This is a genomic window from Cellulosimicrobium cellulans (assembly GCF_042723955.1).
In the GTDB taxonomy this organism is placed as follows: Bacteria; Actinomycetota; Actinomycetes; order Actinomycetales; family Cellulomonadaceae; genus Cellulosimicrobium; species Cellulosimicrobium cellulans_H.
This window is the reverse complement of record NZ_JBHXIC010000012.1, coordinates 38,660-54,432: the sequence shown is the minus strand read 5'-3', so window position 1 is coordinate 54,432 and position 15,773 is coordinate 38,660. Positions and strand designations below refer to the sequence as shown.

The 15,773-nt window shown below is 74.0% G+C and carries 18 protein-coding genes; 7 read left to right on the top strand and 11 right to left on the bottom strand.

The annotated features are described in order from the left end of the window. The first annotated feature begins 166 nt into the window (after window positions 1-166). Window positions 167-460: a hypothetical protein gene (locus ACFWH7_RS05470; RefSeq protein WP_378215454.1), complete on the top strand. Its 294-nt coding sequence runs from the start codon at window positions 167-169 to the stop codon at window positions 458-460. Window positions 461-476: 16 nt separating this feature from the next. Here the strand turns inward: ACFWH7_RS05470 and ACFWH7_RS05465 are convergent, their stop codons facing one another. After that, on the bottom strand, window positions 477-1,346 hold the full coding sequence (locus ACFWH7_RS05465; protein WP_378215453.1) for a CPBP family intramembrane glutamic endopeptidase: 870 nt from the start codon (window positions 1,344-1,346) through the stop codon (window positions 477-479). A 247-nt stretch (window positions 1,347-1,593) separates the two neighbouring features. Between ACFWH7_RS05465 and ACFWH7_RS05460 the strand changes: the two genes are divergently transcribed. From ACFWH7_RS05460 to ACFWH7_RS05445, 4 genes are all read left to right on the top strand, one after another. After that, on the top strand, window positions 1,594-2,049 hold the full coding sequence (locus tag ACFWH7_RS05460) for a DUF6325 family protein (protein WP_378215452.1): 456 nt from the start codon (window positions 1,594-1,596) through the stop codon (window positions 2,047-2,049). A gap of 195 nt (window positions 2,050-2,244) precedes the next feature. Further along, window positions 2,245-2,979, top strand: a complete 735-nt coding sequence (locus ACFWH7_RS05455; RefSeq protein ID WP_378215451.1) for a DUF1254 domain-containing protein — start codon at window positions 2,245-2,247, stop codon at window positions 2,977-2,979. Beyond that, window positions 2,957-3,355, top strand: a complete 399-nt coding sequence (locus tag ACFWH7_RS05450) for a DUF1214 domain-containing protein (protein ID WP_378215449.1) — start codon at window positions 2,957-2,959, stop codon at window positions 3,353-3,355. Before ACFWH7_RS05455 ends, ACFWH7_RS05450 begins: the two co-directional genes overlap by 23 nt. Before the next feature lie 180 nt (window positions 3,356-3,535). After that, window positions 3,536-3,913 carry a VOC family protein gene (locus ACFWH7_RS05445; RefSeq protein ID WP_378215448.1) on the top strand — a complete coding sequence of 126 codons (378 nt, stop codon included), beginning with the start codon at window positions 3,536-3,538 and terminating at the stop codon, window positions 3,911-3,913. 52 nt (window positions 3,914-3,965) lie between these two features. Here ACFWH7_RS05445 and ACFWH7_RS05440 read toward each other — a convergent pair whose 3' ends face one another. From ACFWH7_RS05440 to ACFWH7_RS05425, 4 genes are all read right to left on the bottom strand, one after another. After that, complete coding sequence (locus ACFWH7_RS05440) at window positions 3,966-4,667, bottom strand: response regulator (RefSeq protein WP_378215447.1); 702 nt, start codon at window positions 4,665-4,667, stop codon at window positions 3,966-3,968. After that, the gene (locus ACFWH7_RS05435; RefSeq protein WP_378215445.1) at window positions 4,664-6,682 is read right to left on the bottom strand and encodes a sensor histidine kinase; all 2,019 of its coding nucleotides are present in this window, start codon (window positions 6,680-6,682) and stop codon (window positions 4,664-4,666) included. Before ACFWH7_RS05435 ends, ACFWH7_RS05440 begins: the two co-directional genes overlap by 4 nt. A 170-nt stretch (window positions 6,683-6,852) precedes the next feature. Next, window positions 6,853-7,548, bottom strand: a complete 696-nt coding sequence (locus ACFWH7_RS05430; RefSeq protein ID WP_277515297.1) for a hypothetical protein — start codon at window positions 7,546-7,548, stop codon at window positions 6,853-6,855. A gap of 170 nt (window positions 7,549-7,718) precedes the next feature. Continuing rightward, on the bottom strand, window positions 7,719-8,105 hold the full coding sequence (locus tag ACFWH7_RS05425; protein ID WP_378215443.1) for a MerR family transcriptional regulator: 387 nt from the start codon (window positions 8,103-8,105) through the stop codon (window positions 7,719-7,721). Window positions 8,106-8,327: 222 nt separating this feature from the next. Here ACFWH7_RS05425 and ACFWH7_RS05420 point away from each other — a divergent pair, with 222 nt between their 5' ends. Then, window positions 8,328-9,908, top strand: a complete 1,581-nt coding sequence (locus ACFWH7_RS05420; RefSeq protein ID WP_378215441.1) for a SulP family inorganic anion transporter — start codon at window positions 8,328-8,330, stop codon at window positions 9,906-9,908. Between the two features lie 31 nt (window positions 9,909-9,939). Here ACFWH7_RS05420 and ACFWH7_RS05415 read toward each other — a convergent pair whose 3' ends face one another. Beyond that, complete coding sequence (locus ACFWH7_RS05415; RefSeq protein ID WP_378215440.1) at window positions 9,940-10,305, bottom strand: ArsR/SmtB family transcription factor; 366 nt, start codon at window positions 10,303-10,305, stop codon at window positions 9,940-9,942. Between the two features lie 87 nt (window positions 10,306-10,392). On the opposite strand from ACFWH7_RS05415, the gene ACFWH7_RS05410 reads away from it, so the two are divergent. Next, a complete protein-coding gene (locus ACFWH7_RS05410) occupies window positions 10,393-11,811 on the top strand; it encodes an FAD-dependent oxidoreductase (RefSeq protein ID WP_378215439.1) in 1,419 nt (472 codons plus the stop codon). A gap of 21 nt (window positions 11,812-11,832) precedes the next feature. On the opposite strand, the gene ACFWH7_RS05405 is transcribed toward ACFWH7_RS05410, so the two are convergent. Genes ACFWH7_RS05405 through trxB form a run of 5 tightly spaced genes read right to left on the bottom strand, consistent with a single transcriptional unit; the run spans window position 11,833 to window position 15,737 of the window. After that, a complete protein-coding gene (locus ACFWH7_RS05405) occupies window positions 11,833-12,270 on the bottom strand; it encodes an arsenate reductase ArsC (RefSeq protein ID WP_378215438.1) in 438 nt (145 codons plus the stop codon). A gap of 23 nt (window positions 12,271-12,293) precedes the next feature. After that, a complete protein-coding gene (locus tag ACFWH7_RS05400; RefSeq protein ID WP_378215437.1) occupies window positions 12,294-13,304 on the bottom strand; it encodes a metalloregulator ArsR/SmtB family transcription factor in 1,011 nt (336 codons plus the stop codon). Beyond that, on the bottom strand, window positions 13,301-14,407 hold the full coding sequence (gene arsB / locus ACFWH7_RS05395; protein ID WP_378215436.1) for an ACR3 family arsenite efflux transporter: 1,107 nt from the start codon (window positions 14,405-14,407) through the stop codon (window positions 13,301-13,303). Before arsB ends, ACFWH7_RS05400 begins: the two co-directional genes overlap by 4 nt. Then, the gene (trxA, locus tag ACFWH7_RS05390; RefSeq protein WP_378215435.1) at window positions 14,404-14,727 is read right to left on the bottom strand and encodes a thioredoxin; all 324 of its coding nucleotides are present in this window, start codon (window positions 14,725-14,727) and stop codon (window positions 14,404-14,406) included. The genes arsB and trxA overlap by 4 nt, the downstream gene beginning before the upstream one ends. Next, window positions 14,724-15,737, bottom strand: coding sequence for a thioredoxin-disulfide reductase (trxB, locus tag ACFWH7_RS05385; protein ID WP_378215434.1), 1,014 nt, complete (start codon window positions 15,735-15,737; stop codon window positions 14,724-14,726). Before trxB ends, trxA begins: the two co-directional genes overlap by 4 nt. Between the last annotated feature and the right edge of the window lie 36 nt (window positions 15,738-15,773).

The following is a 15,773-nucleotide window of genomic DNA, read 5'->3' as shown; positions in this document are numbered from 1 at the left end:
CGCCGGGTCCCCCGCGGGGCCGCTCGAGAGGGCGCCGTCGTCCGTGCTCTGCGTCATGCCGCCATCCTGCCGCACGGCCCCGACACCCGGCCTGCCGTGGTGCCGCGCGCCCCAGCCCTCGCCGCAGGACGGCGCGCGCGGTTCACTGGTGCCGGAGGTGAGCGTCATGTCCACGACGACGCGACGAGGAGCCGGTGCGGCTCTCGCCATCGCGGTGGTCCTGCTGCTGGGGGCCTGCGCGGCCGGGCCGAACCTGGAGGCGAACCCGGGCGGCTACGGGTTCTGGTGGGGCCTGTGGCAGGGGATGATCCTGCCGTTCACGTTCATCGTGTCGCTCTTCACGGACACGGTGAACATCTACGAGGTCGACAACAACGGGAACTGGTACGACGTCGGGTTCATGCTCGGCATCGCGCTGTTCTCCGGCCCCGTGATCGCGCTCCGGGGCCGTCGGTCCTGACGGTCGGCGCGCTCGCTCAGGCGCCGTCCGGTGCCGCGGTACGCGTCTCGGAGCGCCCCGAGACGAGGAAGATCGCCACGACGGCGGCGACGACGAAGACGATGTTGAAGATCCCGGCGAGCGCGACGAGCGACCCGGTCCCGCCGCTCGCACCGTGCGTGTCGACGCCGCCCGTCGCGAGGATCGTCGTCGGGTCGGTCGCGGCGTGCAGGAGGATCGCGGGCACGATGCTGCCGGTCACGCGCATCGAGAGGTACATCATCGTGCCGAACCCGAAGGCGAAGACGATCGTGGTGCCGACGGTCACGAGCTCCTGCCCCGAGAGCGCGTTGCTCGCGTGGAGGAAGGCGAACAGCAGCGACGACAGGACCATCACCGCCTTCTCCCCGTAGCCCGCGCGGCGCAGCATCGTGACGGCGACGCCGCGCGTGAGGACCTCCTCCGAGAACCCGACGCACAGGCCGAGGAACAGCACTGTCAGGACGACCGTCGGGCTGTAGGACGACCAGCTCGTCCCCGCGACGTGCAGCACGATCGGGACGAGGACCAGGACGACCGCGACCCACATCCACGGCCGGCCCGCGACGGGCTGCGGCCCGAACACCTCGCGACGCCACCGCACGCTCCGGACGAACACGACGAGCAGGACGCACATGACGAGGATCGGCAGCACGAGGCCGAAGAAGACGTGGCCAGACGAGTCGAGCATCGCGTCCGAGCTCGGCGGTCCGAGGTGGAGGAGCCCGACGAGCAGACCGACGCCGAGGTACACCGCGATGTAGAGCACGGCGAACAGGAAGGCACGCCACCAGCCGCCGCGGCCCCAGAACCGCTGCCACCCGGACGACGGTGTCGTCTGCTCGATCGATCCCGTCAGGTCGGTCATGGTGCTTCCCTTCGTCCCCCGCACGGTGGTCGACGACCACGACGGCGCGAGCGACCGGCACCGACAGAGCGAGAGTAGGGAGGTGCGGGGAAGAGCGCGCGTCGAGGACGACCCGCGGCCCCTGCGGGCGTGGCCCGGCGCCCCGCGTGACCCGGGTTCACGCGGATCGCGTGATGGCTCCCGGCCCGCCTGGCGGCTCTGATGGATGACGAGACCAGACAGGTCGCCGTCCCGGAAGGAGCACCCGATGACCGAGCTGAACGTCGAGGCGGAGGACGACGTCGAGCTGGGGCCGATCGACTACGTCGTGATCGAGCTCCCCGCCGGCGAGCGCCGTCTGACCGGGGAGATGGCCATCGAGCTGGCCACCCTGGTCGCGGACGGCACCGTCCGCGTGCTGGACCTCGTCCTCGTCCACAAGGGCGACGAAGGGTCGATCGAGGTCGACGAGGTCGAGGACCTCGAGGACCTGGGGGTGCTCGGCACGGTCGAGGCGACCCTGGCGGAGCTGCTCGCGGAGGAGGACCTGGTCCACGTCGCGGCGGCGATGGAGCCCGGCAGCAGCGCGGGCGTGCTGGTGTGGGAGAACACGTGGGCGGCGCCGTTCGCGGTCGCGGCCCGTCGCAGCGGCGGCCAGCTCATCGCGTCGGGGCGCATCCCGACGCAGGCGCTGGTCGCGTCCATGACGAGCGGAGGGGAATGACGATGCCGATCGGGATCGGACGGGTCGGGCGGGTCGGGATGATCGGCCGCCCCGTCGCACGGACAGCAGCGGTGGTCGGCACCGCGAAGGTGGTCTCGAACGGGGTCGACCGGCGGCAGGATCGCCGGCAGGACCGGCGGGACGACCGACGCGGTCGGCGCTGACCGCGAGCTCGAGGAGAGAAGGTCGATGAGCATGAACGCCCGTTCCGGGTACAACACGCCGGTCCCGGTGCAGATCACGACGCCCGATCGGGTCGCGACGAGCATCGGCGAGCTACGGTTCGACGACGGCGTGCCGACCGCCGAGACGACGGTGCGCCTGTACGACCACCTCGACCTCCTGCGGGGTGTCGAGGTGTTCCTCAACTGCGTCCCGGCTGCGTCGTTGGAGGGCATCCGGCGGGGGATGGTCGAGGTCGCAGGGGACGCGTGCCACCAGGGCGTGATCACCGACAGGCTGCTCGACTCCGACCCGCTCCTCCTCACGGGCAACACCGACACCGTGTACGCCATCGTCATGCTCGACGTCGAGCGTGACGGCCCGACCGTCATCGAGGTGCCGCCGGGGTGCGGTCCCGGCACGGTCGACGACGCGTGGTTCCGGTTCGTCGTGGACCTCGGCGCGCCGGGGCCGGACCGTGGGGCAGGCGGGACGTACCTGATCGTTCCGCCGGGCTACGACGGGGAGCGGCCGGAGGGCTGGTTCGTGGCCGAGTCGCCGAGCGCGGTGAACCTCGTGGTCCTGCGCGGGTTCCTCGTCGACGGCCGACCCGACGCCGCCGTGCAGAAGTTCCGGTCAGGCGTCCGGGTCTACCCCCTCTCGCGGCGGGACGACCCTCCGGCGATGGAGTGGACCTCGCTCTCGGGCGTCCCGGTGAACACCGTCCACGCGAACGACACCGGCCATGGCGTTGAAGATGGTCGGTAAGGGGTCGCAGTACGCGCTGGCCACCGTGGACGTGGACGATGCTCCGCTCGACGGCGGGAAGGCGTACCGGCTCCGGCTCCCGGCCGGCATACCGGCCGCGGACTTCTGGTCGGTCGTGGTGTACGACCCGCAGACCCGCTCGGAGCTCCAGACGGGCCAGCCGCTGCCGAGCCGCAACAGCAAGCGCGACGACCTCGTCCGCAACGACGACGGCTCCGTGGACATCGTCTTCGGGCCGGACGAACCGCAGGAGCTCGCCTCGAACTGGGTCCAGACCGTGCCGGGCAAGGGCTGGTTCGTCCTCCTGCGCCTTTACGGTCCGCTCGAGGCGTGGTTCGACCGCACCTGGCGCCCCGGCGACATCGAGCGGGTCTGAGCCGGTCAGGCTGACGTCGTGGCTCGACGTGGTCGCACGGGGAGGTCCAGCGGTCCCGACGCTCAGGCTTCGGGCACATCTGCTGCTGGCGGCGGTCCGCGACCGATGAGCGGGAGAGCCCGCGCCGGTCGACCCTGGGGAGAGCGGGCCGCCCGGCCCGCCCCGACCCCAGGAGGCGACATGCTCGGCAAGGCGTTCAGCGGGTTCTCGGTCGACGACGTCGAGGCGGCGCGGCACTTCTACGGCGACCTGCTCGGGCTCACCGTCGAAGGCGACGACCTGCTGTGGATCCGGGTGCCCGGCGACTCCGGCGTGCTCGTCTACCCGAAGGGCGACGCGCACGAGCCCGCGTCGTTCACCGTCCTCAACTTCCCGGTCGACGACGTGCCCGGCACCGTCGCGACCCTGCGCGAGCGCGGCGTCGTGTTCGAGCGGTACGAGGGGACGCCGGTCGAGACCGACGACGACTTCGTCTTCCGCGGCGGCGGCCCGCTCATCGCGTGGTTCACCGACCCGGCGGGCAACGTGCTGTCGATCATCCAGGAGGACGAGGGCTGACCGGCCCTTCGCCGAGGACGGCGGACCGCGGTTCGCCCCCGTGACCACGGTTCTACCTCGCGGTGCCCAGACCCTCCTCGCGGGCCCGGACGATCGCGGCGGCGCGGTCGCGGACGGCGAGCTTGGCGAGCACGTTCGCGACGTGGTTGCGCACGGTCTTGGGGCTGAGCACGAGGCGCCGCGAGATGGAGGCGTTGTCGAGGCCGGCGGCGACGAGGTCGAGCACCTCGCGCTCGCGGTCGGTGAGCTGCGGGAACGGCACGCGCGCCGCGGCGCGACCGCCCACGACGTAGGCCATCGCCCGGTCGGCGACGGACGGGGAGAGGATCATCGCGCCGTCGGCCACCGCGCGGACGGCGCGCTCGACCTCCGCGGGGCTCGCGGACTTCACGAGGAACCCGCGCGCCCCGGCACGCACCGCGGCGACGACGGCGTCGTCGTCCTCGTGCATCGTGACCACGAGCACGCGCGCGCCGGGGTCGGCCCGCACGAGCTCGCGCGTCACGTCGACGCCCGAGCCGTCGCCGAGGTCGAGGTCCATGAGCACGACGTCGGGCGTCGTCCCCGCGCCGTCCGCGCCGTCCGCGCCGTCCGCGCCGGCCCGCTCATCCGGCGGGGCGAGGCCGAGCAGCGACCGCGCCTGGGCGGCCGACGCCGCCTGCCCGACGACCCGGACGCCCTCGAACGAGTCGAGCAGCGCGGCCATCCCGAGCCGGAAGACCGGGTGGTCGTCCACGACCGCCACGCGGATCACGACGCCCCCTCGCGCGCGAGCGCGCCGGACGGGAGCAGCGGGAGGGTGGCGCGCACGCGCGTGCCCGGGCGGTCGCCGTCGGGCCGCACCGCGGTGACGTCGAGCCGCCCGCCGAGCTCGTCCGTGCGCTCGCGCAGCGACCTGGAGCCGACGCCGCGCGTCGCGTCGGGCGCGATCCCGCGCCCGTCGTCCTCGCACGCCACGACGAGGCAGCGGTCGCCGAGCCGCACCGTCAGCCGGCACTCCTCCGCGCCGGAGTGCCGCGCGGCGTTGACGACGCTCTCGCTCGCGATCGCGTACGCGGCCGCGGCGACGCGCGGGTCGAGGCCGTCGCACGGGTCGCACCGCACGTCCACGACGAACCCGCCGAGCGCCTGCCGGCCCGCGAGCTCGCCGAGCGCGACCTCCAGGCCGTGCTCGTCGAGCGACGGCGGCAGGAGGCTGCGGGAGAGGGCGCGGACGTCCTCGACGCGCTGCGCCACCTCGGCGCCGAGGGCGTCGAGCACGGCGGCAGCCGCACCCGGGTCGGTCTCGAGCGTGTTGCGCGCCCCCTGCAGGCCCAGGCGCAGGCCGACGAGCCACGGCCCGACGCCGTCGTGCAGCTCGCGGCGGATGACGCGCCGCTCGGCGAGGCGGGCACGGGTCGTCGCGTCGCGCGCCTCCTCGAGCTCGCGCGCGCCCTGGGCGAGCGCGAGGCCCGCGCCGAGCACGGGCAGGAGCTGGTCGAGCGCATCCCGGGTCCGCGCGTCGAGGCGCTCGCCCGCCCGCGCGACCACGTGGACGCGGCCGAGCACCCGCCCGCCGTGCTCCACAGGGAGCGACACCGTCCGGCCGGTCGCCGGGCCCACCGGGCCGTACCAGCCGGGCTCGGACGCGACGTCGAGCACCGGGCCACCGGGCGTCGTCGGGCCCGCCGCGGACCGTTCGATCGTCACGCTCTCCAGGCGCAGCGCCTCCCGCACCCCGACGGCGAGGCTCACGACCAGGTCGTCGGCGGTCGACGCCGACGACAGGTGTCGACCGACGCTCAGTGCGGCGCGGCCCGGGTCGTTGCCCTCGCCGTAGACGAGCGTGCGGACCCGGTGCCGCAGCCAGGTGTGCAACGGCTGCACCGCGAGCGCGACCCCGACCGCCGCGACGACCTGCGCTGCCGGGCCGTCCACGACGGTCGTCGCGAGCACGACGACGACCGCGTAGACGACGGCGAGACCCACGGCCAGCATCGCGGCGACGGTCGCGCGCGACAGCACGAGGTCGATGCCCCACAGGCGGTTGCGCAGCACGCACACGAGGATCGCGGCGGGGAACAGCGCCTGGCACGCGAGGTGCGTGAGGGGCAGCGCGAGGAGGACGTCGGGGTTGGCCCAGGTGCCGAGCAGCGGGAGGAAGGACAGGGCCATGAGCGCCGTCCCGAGCGCGAGCAGCCCCAGGCCGCGGCGCTCGTCCGCGGGCCCGTGCCGCCAGCGCCACGCGGTCGCGGCGGCGGTGACGAGCCCCATGACGACGACGCCGGCGATCGCGGGGCGCGGGTCGTCCGTGGGGGCGAGGACGAAGAACGCGACGGACGCGACCCCGCCCGCGACGCCGCACCACGCGCCCGCGCCGAGCCGCCCGCCGCGCACGAACCACGGGACGAGGACGAACAGCCCGACCGTCCCGGGGACCCACGCCCACCCGTAGGCGTCCGCGAGCGGCGCGAGCGGCGGCAGGCCGGGGTGGGTCGAGGCGTAGCTGCGCCAGGCCCCGCCCAGGGCGGCGACCCCGCCGCCGATCCCCGCGAGCGCGACGAGCCACCCGACGACGTGGGTCCGTCGCACGAGGATCACGGCGGCGACGGTGCCGTAGACGAGCGCGACGGTCGCGTCGACGACGACGAACAGCAGGTCGCCCAGCAGCAGGGGCACCCCGGAGGTGAGCTGGAGCGCGAGCGCGGACACGCCGAGCACCCAGGCGAGGACGCCGATCGTCCAGCCCGTGCGGGGCATCCCGGCGCGGCCGGGCCCGGGGTCGGCCACGGGCCCACGGTAGGGCCGCGGCACGCGCGGCGAGAAGGGGCCGGGAGGGAGATCACCCGGCCGCGGGCGGCGGCGAGACCGGCGGTCCGGGCCCAGGTCGGCGGTCAGGTCCGCCGACCTCGACCGGACGCGCCGATCTCGCCGCGTGCTGCCGATCGCGCCGGTCGTGCTCAGCGCCGGTCCCCGAGCGCGAAGCCGAGCGCGGTGACGACGAGCCAGATCGGCCCGACGAAGCCCGCCATGTACTGCAGCGGCGAGACGCCCGTGAGGAGCGCGAGGCCGCCGAGCACGAGCCCGACGACGCCGATCCAGCGGGGCGCGGCCGCGTGCCGCAGCGCCGCGACGGCGAGCGCGACGCCCGACACGCCGGCGCCGACCCACAGCCACGGGATCGTCGCGACCCAGTCGGAGTAGAACGCGCCCGACTCCGGGACGATGAGCGCGGTGTCGCCGAGGCCGAAGAGGAACTGCGTGTCGAGGCCCGAGCCGAGCAGCCCGGCGACCGAGACGAGCACGAGCCCCCAGCCCGCGACCGTCGGCAGGAGCGACCCGGCGGGAGCCTGCGCGTCGAGCCGGCGCTTGAGGCCCGCGGCGAACACGAGCACGAGCAGCGCGCACGCGATCGTCGCGGTGTGGAAGAGGATCTGCGTCCCGGTGCGGCCCGCGAGGTCGGCGACGATCGCGTCGGCGTCCCCGGCGGTCTCCTCCCAGTTCACGCCGAGGGCCATGGACGACTGGATCGACAGGAGGCCGAGGGCCCCGGCGACGACGCCGGTCCAGGCCCACGCGCGCGGCGACGTGCCGCGAGCGCGGCGGGCGGGTTCGCCGGCGAGCGGCGACGGGGCGGTGAGCGAGCTGTCCTGCATGGGACGACCTTCCGTTCGAGGCCGCCTGATCCCGCGGCCGGGGCCCGCCACGTGCCGCGGCGGTCCCCGCAGCGTCGACCGGGCGGCGTCCCGGGCCCCAGGGGCAGGTGTCCCGACCGTGCGGGCGGATCGCGCGGGTCCCCGTGGGTCCCGTCGCGACCGGTGGTGCCTCAGCGCGCCTTGAGGACCGCGATGAACTCGTCGGCCATGTCGAGCTTGCGCGCGAGGTCGGCCCGGCGCTCCTCGGCGGTCCCGACGTACACGGCGAGGCGCTCCCGCAGCCGGGAGTCGACGTCGCCCGCGGCGAGCCGGTCGGAGATCTCGAGCAGGTCGGCCATCTCCTCGAGCGTGAACCCGAGCGGCTTCATGCGGCGCACGACGAGCAGCCGCTCGACGTCCTGCTCGGTGTACAGGCGGAAGCCGCCGTCGGAGCGACCCGAGGGACGGACGAGCCCCACCTCGTCGTAGTGGCGCAGCGTGCGCAGCGACAGGCCGGTGCGGGAGGCCACGGCGCCGATGTGCATCGTGGCCGGGAAGGTACCGGTGGGCTCGTCCATGGTCCCGATTCTCTCGTGCCGCGGGCGGGCTCCGACCCTACCCTCACGTTAGGGTAGAGTTCCGAACGGCTCGACTCCTCCGCTCCCCGCTCCCGAGGACCCTCGCCGCCGCCCTCATTCTTCGCGCGCAGCGTGGCGTGCCCCCGTCCTGTCCGACGGGACCGTGCCGCCCGGCCCGGCCCCGGGGCGCGCCGCGCCCGTCGACCCTGAAGGAATCTCCGCGTGCCTGACGACGTCCGCGCCACCCAGCCCGACCCCACCCAGCCCGACCCCACCCCGACGCCGCGGCCCGTCTCCGGCGCGCCCGAGGCGGACGAGTCCTTCTCCGTCCTCGCCGCGCTGAGGTCTCCGCGGCGGCTCAAGACCGAGGTCCTGGCGGGCCTGGTCGTCGCGCTCGCGCTCATCCCCGAGGCGATCGCGTTCTCGATCATCGCCGGGGTCGACCCCCGGATCGGTCTCTTCGCCTCGTTCACCATGGCGGTGTCGATCGCGTTCCTCGGTGGACGCCCGGCGATGATCTCCGCCGCCACGGGCGCGGTCGCGCTCGTCATCGCCCCCGTCGCGCGCGAGCACGGGATCGACTACCTTGTGGCCACGGTGATCCTCGCGGGGGTCATCCAGGTGGTCCTGGGGCTCCTCGGGGTCGCCCGGCTCATGCGGTTCATCCCGCGCTCGGTCATGGTGGGCTTCGTCAACGCGTTGGCGATCCTCATCTTCCTGTCCCAGCTCCCGCACCTGCAGGGCGTGCCGTGGATGGTCTACCCGCTGGTCGCCGTCGGCATCGCGATCATGGTGCTCCTGCCGCGCTGGACGACGGTCGTCCCCGCGCCGCTCGTCGCGATCGTGCTGCTCACCGCGGCGACCGTGCTCGCGGCGATCCACGTCCCGACCGTGGGCGACGAGGGCGAGCTGCCCGAGTCCCTGCCCTCGCTGTTCCTCCCCGACGTGCCGCTCAGCCTCGAGACCCTCCAGGTCATCGCCCCGTACGCGCTCGCGATGGCGCTCGTCGGCATCCTCGAGTCCCTGCTCACCGCGAAGCTCGTCGACGACGTCACCGACACCCACTCGAACAAGACGCGCGAGGCCTGGGGTCAGGGCGCCGCCAACATCGTCACCGGCTTCTTCGGCGGCATGGGCGGGTGCGCCATGATCGGCCAGACGATGATCAACGTGAAGGTCTCCGGGGCGCGCACGCGCATCTCGACGTTCCTGGCCGGCGTCTTCCTGCTGATCCTCGTCGTCGGCCTCGGCGACGTCGTCGCAATCATCCCCATGGCCGCCCTCGTGGCCGTGATGGTCATGGTCTCCGTCGGCACGTTCGACTGGCACTCGGTCCGGCCGAGCACCCTGCGGCGGATGCCGAAGTCCGAGACCGCCGTCATGCTCGCCACCGTCGTCGTGACCGTGTGGACCCACAACCTCGCCTACGGGGTGGTCGTGGGCGTCCTCGTGGCGACGGTGCTCTTCGCTCGCCGCGTCGCGCACCTCACCACCGTCACGCGCCTGGACGCCCAGCCCGGACCGGGGGCCGACGACGGCACCCGCACCTACGCCGTCGAGGGCGAGCTGTTCTTCGCCTCCTCCAACGACCTCGTCTACCAGTTCGACTACGCGGGCGACCCGCCGCGGGTCGTCATCGACATGAGCCGGGCGCACGTCTGGGACGCCTCCACCGTCGCGACGCTCGACGCGATCCGCTCCCGGTACGAGGCCAAGGGCAAGACCGTCACCATCGTCGGCGCCAACGCCGACACGACCGAACGCCTGGAACGGCTCGCGGGACGGGTCACCGCGGGCCACTGACGGCGGCGCGGCCCGCCGCCGCTCGGCGCCGTCAGGTGCCGGCCGTGGCGACGAGCGCCGCAGCGACCTCGTCGACGGCGCCGGGCACCACCGCGTAGTACGCCCAGCGGCCGCGCTGCTCGCGGGAGAGGTAGCCGGCGTCCACGAGGATCTTGAGGTGGTGGCTCACCGTGGGCTGGGAGAGGCCGACCGGGGCGGTGAGGTCGCAGACGCACGCCTCGCGGCCCTCCTGCGCGGCGACGATCGCGAGCAGCTGGACCCGGGCCGGGTCGGCGAGCGCCTTGAACGCGCGGGCCAGCCCGCGGGCCGCCTCGGGGTCGACGGCGGTCGTCGCGTCCGGCGCGCAGCACCCCGTGGCGCTCGCGGTGGGCGCGAGGGGGAGCTCTGTCGTCGTCATGACCACCATCGTCGCACAGATTGACAAACATCGATATGTGGCCTCACGATGCTCGCATCGACAGTCTTCAATGTGTGAGGAGCGGTGATGAGCGAGGTCGTGCGGGACGAGCTGCCGGTCGTGGTGGTCGGGGCGGGTCCGGTGGGTCTGGCGGCGGCGGCGCACCTGCTGGAGCGGGGGCTCGAGCCGGTCGTGCTGGAGGCGGGCGAGGGCCCGGGTGCGGCGATCGCGTCGTGGGGGCACGTCCGGTTGTTCTCGCCGTGGCGGTACGACGTGGACGCCGCCGCGCGGCGCCTCCTGAAGCCGACCGGCTGGGTGGCGCCGGACCCGGACACCCTGCCGACAGGCGGGGAGCTCGTCGGGCGGTACCTGGCCCCGCTGGCGGCGACGCCGGAGATCTCCGCGCGGCTGCGCACCGGGGTGCGGGTGCTCGCGGTCGCCCGCGACGGGGCGGACAAGACGCAGTCGCTCGGGCGGGAGCGCCGCGGCTACCGGGTGCGCACGGTCGACGGTGACGGCGTCGTGCGCGACGTGCTGGCGCGCGCGGTGATCGACGCCTCGGGCACGTTCGCGACCTCGAACCCGTTGGGCGTGTCCGGTCTCCCGGCCGCCGGGGAGGCGCAGGCGGCCGGGTTCGTGACGGGGCCGCTGCCCGACGTCCTCGGGTCCCAGCGCGACCGGTTCGCCGGCCGGGACACGCTCGTGGTCGGGATGGGGCACTCGGCGGCGAACACCCTGCTGAGCCTCGTCGAGCTCGCCGAGGCCGAGCCGGGGACGAGGATCACGTGGGCGATCCGGGGCGGGTCCGCGCGTCGCCTGTTCGGCGGTGGGTCCGACGACGAGCTCCCCGCGCGCGGCCTGCTCGGCACCCGCCTGCGCGCCGCCGTGGAGGCGGGGCGCCTGACCCTGCTCACGCGCGTCTCGATCGAGCGCCTCGTGCCCGACGGGGAGACCGTCCAGGTGCTCGGGACGGCCCGCGACGGCGCGCTGCACCTCGACGTGCACCAGATCGTCAACGCGACCGGCTTCCGCCCGGACCTCGACATGCTGCGCGAGGTGCGCCTGGACCTCGACCCGGTCGTGGAGGCGCCGTCGGCGCTGGCTCCGCTCATCGACCCGAACCAGCACTCCTGCGGGACGGTCCCCCCGCACGGCGAGCAGGTGCTGTCCCACCCCGACGACGGCTTCTACCTCGCGGGCATGAAGTCCTACGGGCGGGCGCCGACCTTCCTGCTCGCCACGGGGTACGAGCAGGTGCGCTCGATCGCCGCGGCCCTCGCCGGGGACCGCGCCGCGGCCGACGCGGTCGAGCTGGACCTGCCCGCGACGGGCGTCTGCTCGAGCGACCTGGCGCTGGAGGCCGACGGCGAGAGCGCGGGCGGGTCGTGCTGCGGCACCGCGCCGGCCGAGCCGCAGCTGGTCACGCTCGGTGTCGGGGCGCCGGCCGGCGTCGGGTTCGCGACGGGCGTCGCGCACGGGCGCTCGGGCGACGGCCAGGAGGCGTGAGCCCGACTCCTCGGACGGGTGTCAGGCGGTCGCGTCCCGGACGGGCGCGACGCCGAGCTCGTCGAGCAGGGTGAGCACGCGGCCGCGGATCTCGTCGCGGATGGGGCGCACGGCCTCGATGCCCTGACCGGCGGGGTCGGCGAGCTGCCAGTCCTCGTAGCGCTTGCCGGGGAAGATCGGGCACGCGTCGCCGCAGCCCATGGTGATCACGACGTCGGAGGCCTGCACGGCCTCGGTCGTGAGGACCTTGGGCTGCTCGGCGCGGAGGTCGATGCCCTCCTCGAGCATGGCCTCGACGGCGACGGGGTTGATCTGGTCGGCCGGGGCGGACCCGGCCGACCGGACCTCGACGGCCCCGCCGGACAGCGCGCGCAGGTAGCCGGCGGCCATCTGGGAGCGGCCGGCGTTGTGGACGCAGACGAACAGGGCGGACGGCTTCGTGGCGGTGGTGTCGGTCATGGTGGTCTCCCGGGATGAGGGGGTCAGGCTGCGGGCAGGTTGAGGTCGGGCAGGAGGTCGGTGAGCAGGGTGCGCACGCGGGTGTCGAGCTCGGCGCGGATCGCGGCGACCCCGGCCGGGGAGGCGAGGGCGGGGTCGCCCACGAGCCAGTCCTCGTACCGCGTGCCGGGCAGGACCGGGCACACGTCGCCGCAGCCCATGGTGATCACGACGTCGGCGGCGCGGACCGCGTCGTCGGTCAGCGGCTTGGGGTAGGCCTCGCCGTCGGTGGTGCCGAGCGCGGCGAGCTCGGGGCGCACGGCGGGGTGCACGTCCGCGGCCGGGGTCGAGCCGGCCGAGCGGACCACGACCCGGTCGCCGGCGTAGCGGCGCACCAGGGCGGCGGCGAGCTGGGAGCGGCCGGCGTTGGCGACGCAGACGAACAGCACCTGCGGGCGGGCCCCGGCCTCGCGGGTGAGGTCGGCCAGGCGCTGGCGGGCGAACCGCTCGGTGAGGGTGAGCAGGTGCGCCGAGACGGTGGCCGAGCGGGCCAGGGCCGTGTAGGACTCGCGCACGGTGGCCAGCACCACGTCGGCCCCGAGGCTGGGGTGGTGGGCGGTGAGGTCGGTCGCGAGGTGGTCGAGCGCGGCGTCGACGTCCTCCAGGCCGGTGAGCTCGTGCGGGGCGACCAGGGCCTCGAGCGCGGCCGGGGCGAACGACTCCAGCAGGGTGGAGACCGCGGCCTTGTACCCGGGGGTGATGCGGTACCAGACCCAGGTGCCGCGCCGGTCGGAGGCCAGCACCCCGACGTCGCGCAGCACCTTGAGGTGGTGGGAGACGGTGGGCTGGGACACGTCCGTCAGCGCGGCGAGGTCGCACACGCACGCCTCCCCGGCGGGTGAGGTCGCGATGAACGACAGCATCCGCAGGCGCAGCGGCTCGGCGAGGGCCTTGAGCGTGACCGCGACGGCACCGGCGACCTCGGTCCCGATCGCGTGCGCCTCGATCTGCGGGGCGCAGTCGGGGTCCGCGACAGTCAAGGGAATGGTGGTCATGACCTCACCTCTTCCAGCTCGCGTGCAGGGGTCGTGGTGGCGTAGGGGTCGATGGCGAACCAGCGGCGCGCGACCCACAGCGAGACGTAGACGAGACCCACCAGGACGGGGACCTCGATGAGCGGGCCGACCACACCGGCCAGAGCCTGGCCGGAGGTCGCGCCGAAGGTGCCGATGGCGACGGCGATCGCGAGCTCGAAGTTGTTGCCCGCAGCGGTGAACGCGAGCGTGGTGGATCGTGCGTAGCCGAGGGTGAGCATCTTGCCGACGACGACGCCGATGCCCCACATGGCCGCGAAGTACACCAGCAGCGGGAGCGCGATGCGCGCGACGTCGAGGGGGTTGGACGTGACGGCGTCGCCCTGCAGGGCGAACAGCAGCACGATCGTGAACAGCAGCCCGTACAGCGCCCACGGCCCGATGACGGGCAGGAACCGGTCCTCGTACCAGGCCCTGCCCTTGGCGCGTTCGCCGACCAGGCGCGAGGCGAACCCGGCGGCCAGCGGCAGGCCGAGGAAGACGAGCACGTTGAGCGCGACCTGCCCCACCGACACGTCCAGGCCCTGGGTGTCCAGGCCCAGCCACCCCGGGAGCACCGTGAGGTAGAAGTACCCGAGCAGGGAGAACGCGACGATCTGGAACACGGAGTTGATCGCGACCAGCACCGCGGCCGCCTCCCGGTCTCCGCACGCCAGGTCGTTCCAGATGACGACCATGGCGATGCACCGGGCCAGGCCGACGATGATCAGCCCGGTGCGGTACTCGGGCAGGTCCGGCAGGAAGACCCACGCCAGGGCGAACATCAGCGCCGGCCCGACGAGCCAGTTCAGCACCAGGGAAGACACCAGGAGCTTCTTGTCGCCCGTGACCGCGCCGACGCGGTCGTAGCGGACCTTGGCCAGCACGGGGTACATCATCACCAGCAGGCCGAGGGCGATGGGGACGGAGATCCCACCGACCTCCATCGCCGCGAGGACGTCCGACAGCGCCGGGACGAACCGGCCCAGGACCAGGCCCGCGACCATCGCGAGCCCGATCCACACCGGCAGCCACCGGTCCAGCGTCGACAGGCGCCCGCGCGTGGTGGCGGCCCGGTCGCTCACGCCAGGACCTCCTCGATCTCGGCGACCAGCGCCTGCTTCGGCCGCGCACCCACGATCGACTTCACGAGCCGGCCGGCGGAGTAGAAGTTCAGCGTCGGGATCGACACGACACCGGCCGCAGCGACGGTCCTCGGGTTGGCGTCGGCGTCGAGCTTGGCGATCGTGATCCTGCCGCCGTACTCCTCGGCGAGCTCCTCGAGGATCGGTGCGACCTGGCGGCACGGGCCGCACCACGTCGCCCACACGTCCACCAGGACGGGCGCTCCCGAGGCCAGGACCACCTCGTCGAAGGTGTCGTCGGTGACCGTCACGGTGCTCATCGGACCGCCTCCAGCGCCTCGGGCAGCTCGTCGGGGTTCGGGGTCTGCGGGGTGCCGGCGAGGTCCGCGAGGCCGGCGGCGTCGGCGAGCTCGGTGAGGTAGCGCTGCGCGTCGAGCGCGGCGGCGCACCCGGAGCCGGCCGCGGTGATGGCCTGGCGGTAGGTGTGGTCGACGGCGTCGCCGCACGCGAACACGCCCTCGAGGTTGGTCGCGGTGGTGCGTCCGAGGACCTGGATGTAGCCCTCGTCGTCCAGGTCGATCTGACCCTTGACGAGCTCGGTGCGGGGCTCGTGCCCGATCGCGACGAACAGGCCGGTCGCGGGCAGCTCGCGCTCCTCGCCGGTCACGGTGTCGCGCAGCGTGAGGCCCTCGACCTTGTTCTCGCCGCCGATGCCGGCGACCTCGCTGTTCCAGGCGAAGTCGATCTTGGGGTCGCCCAGCGCGCGGTCGGCCATGATCTTCGACGCGCGCAGCTCGTCGCGGCGGTGGACGAGGGTGACCTTCTCGGCGAACCGGGTCAGGAACGTGGCCTCTTCCATCGCGGAGTCCCCGCCGCCGACGACGGCGATGTGCTGGTCGCGGAAGAAGAACCCGTCGCACGTCGCGCACCAGGACACCCCGCGCCCGGAGAGGCGCTTCTCGTCGTCCAGGCCGAGCTCGCGGTAGGCGGACCCGGTCGCGAGGATGACCGCGCGGGCGCGGTAGGTCTGGCCGTTGCCCGTCACGACGGTCTTGACCGGTCCCTGCAGGTCGAGCAGCGTGGCGTCGTCCCACTCGATGCGCGCGCCGAACCGCTCGGCCTGCTTGCGCATGTTCTCCATGAGGTCCGGGCCCATGATCCCGTCGGGGAAGCCGGGGAAGTTCTCCACGTCCGTCGTGTTCATCAGCGCACCGCCGGCGGTCACGGAGCCCGCGAGCACGAGCGGGGCCAGCCCCGCGCGCGCCGCGTAGATCGCCGCGGTGTACCCCGCGGGACCGGACCCGACGACGATCAGGTTCTGTATCGACATGTGTCTATATTGACACCCATCGATATGAGTGTGCAA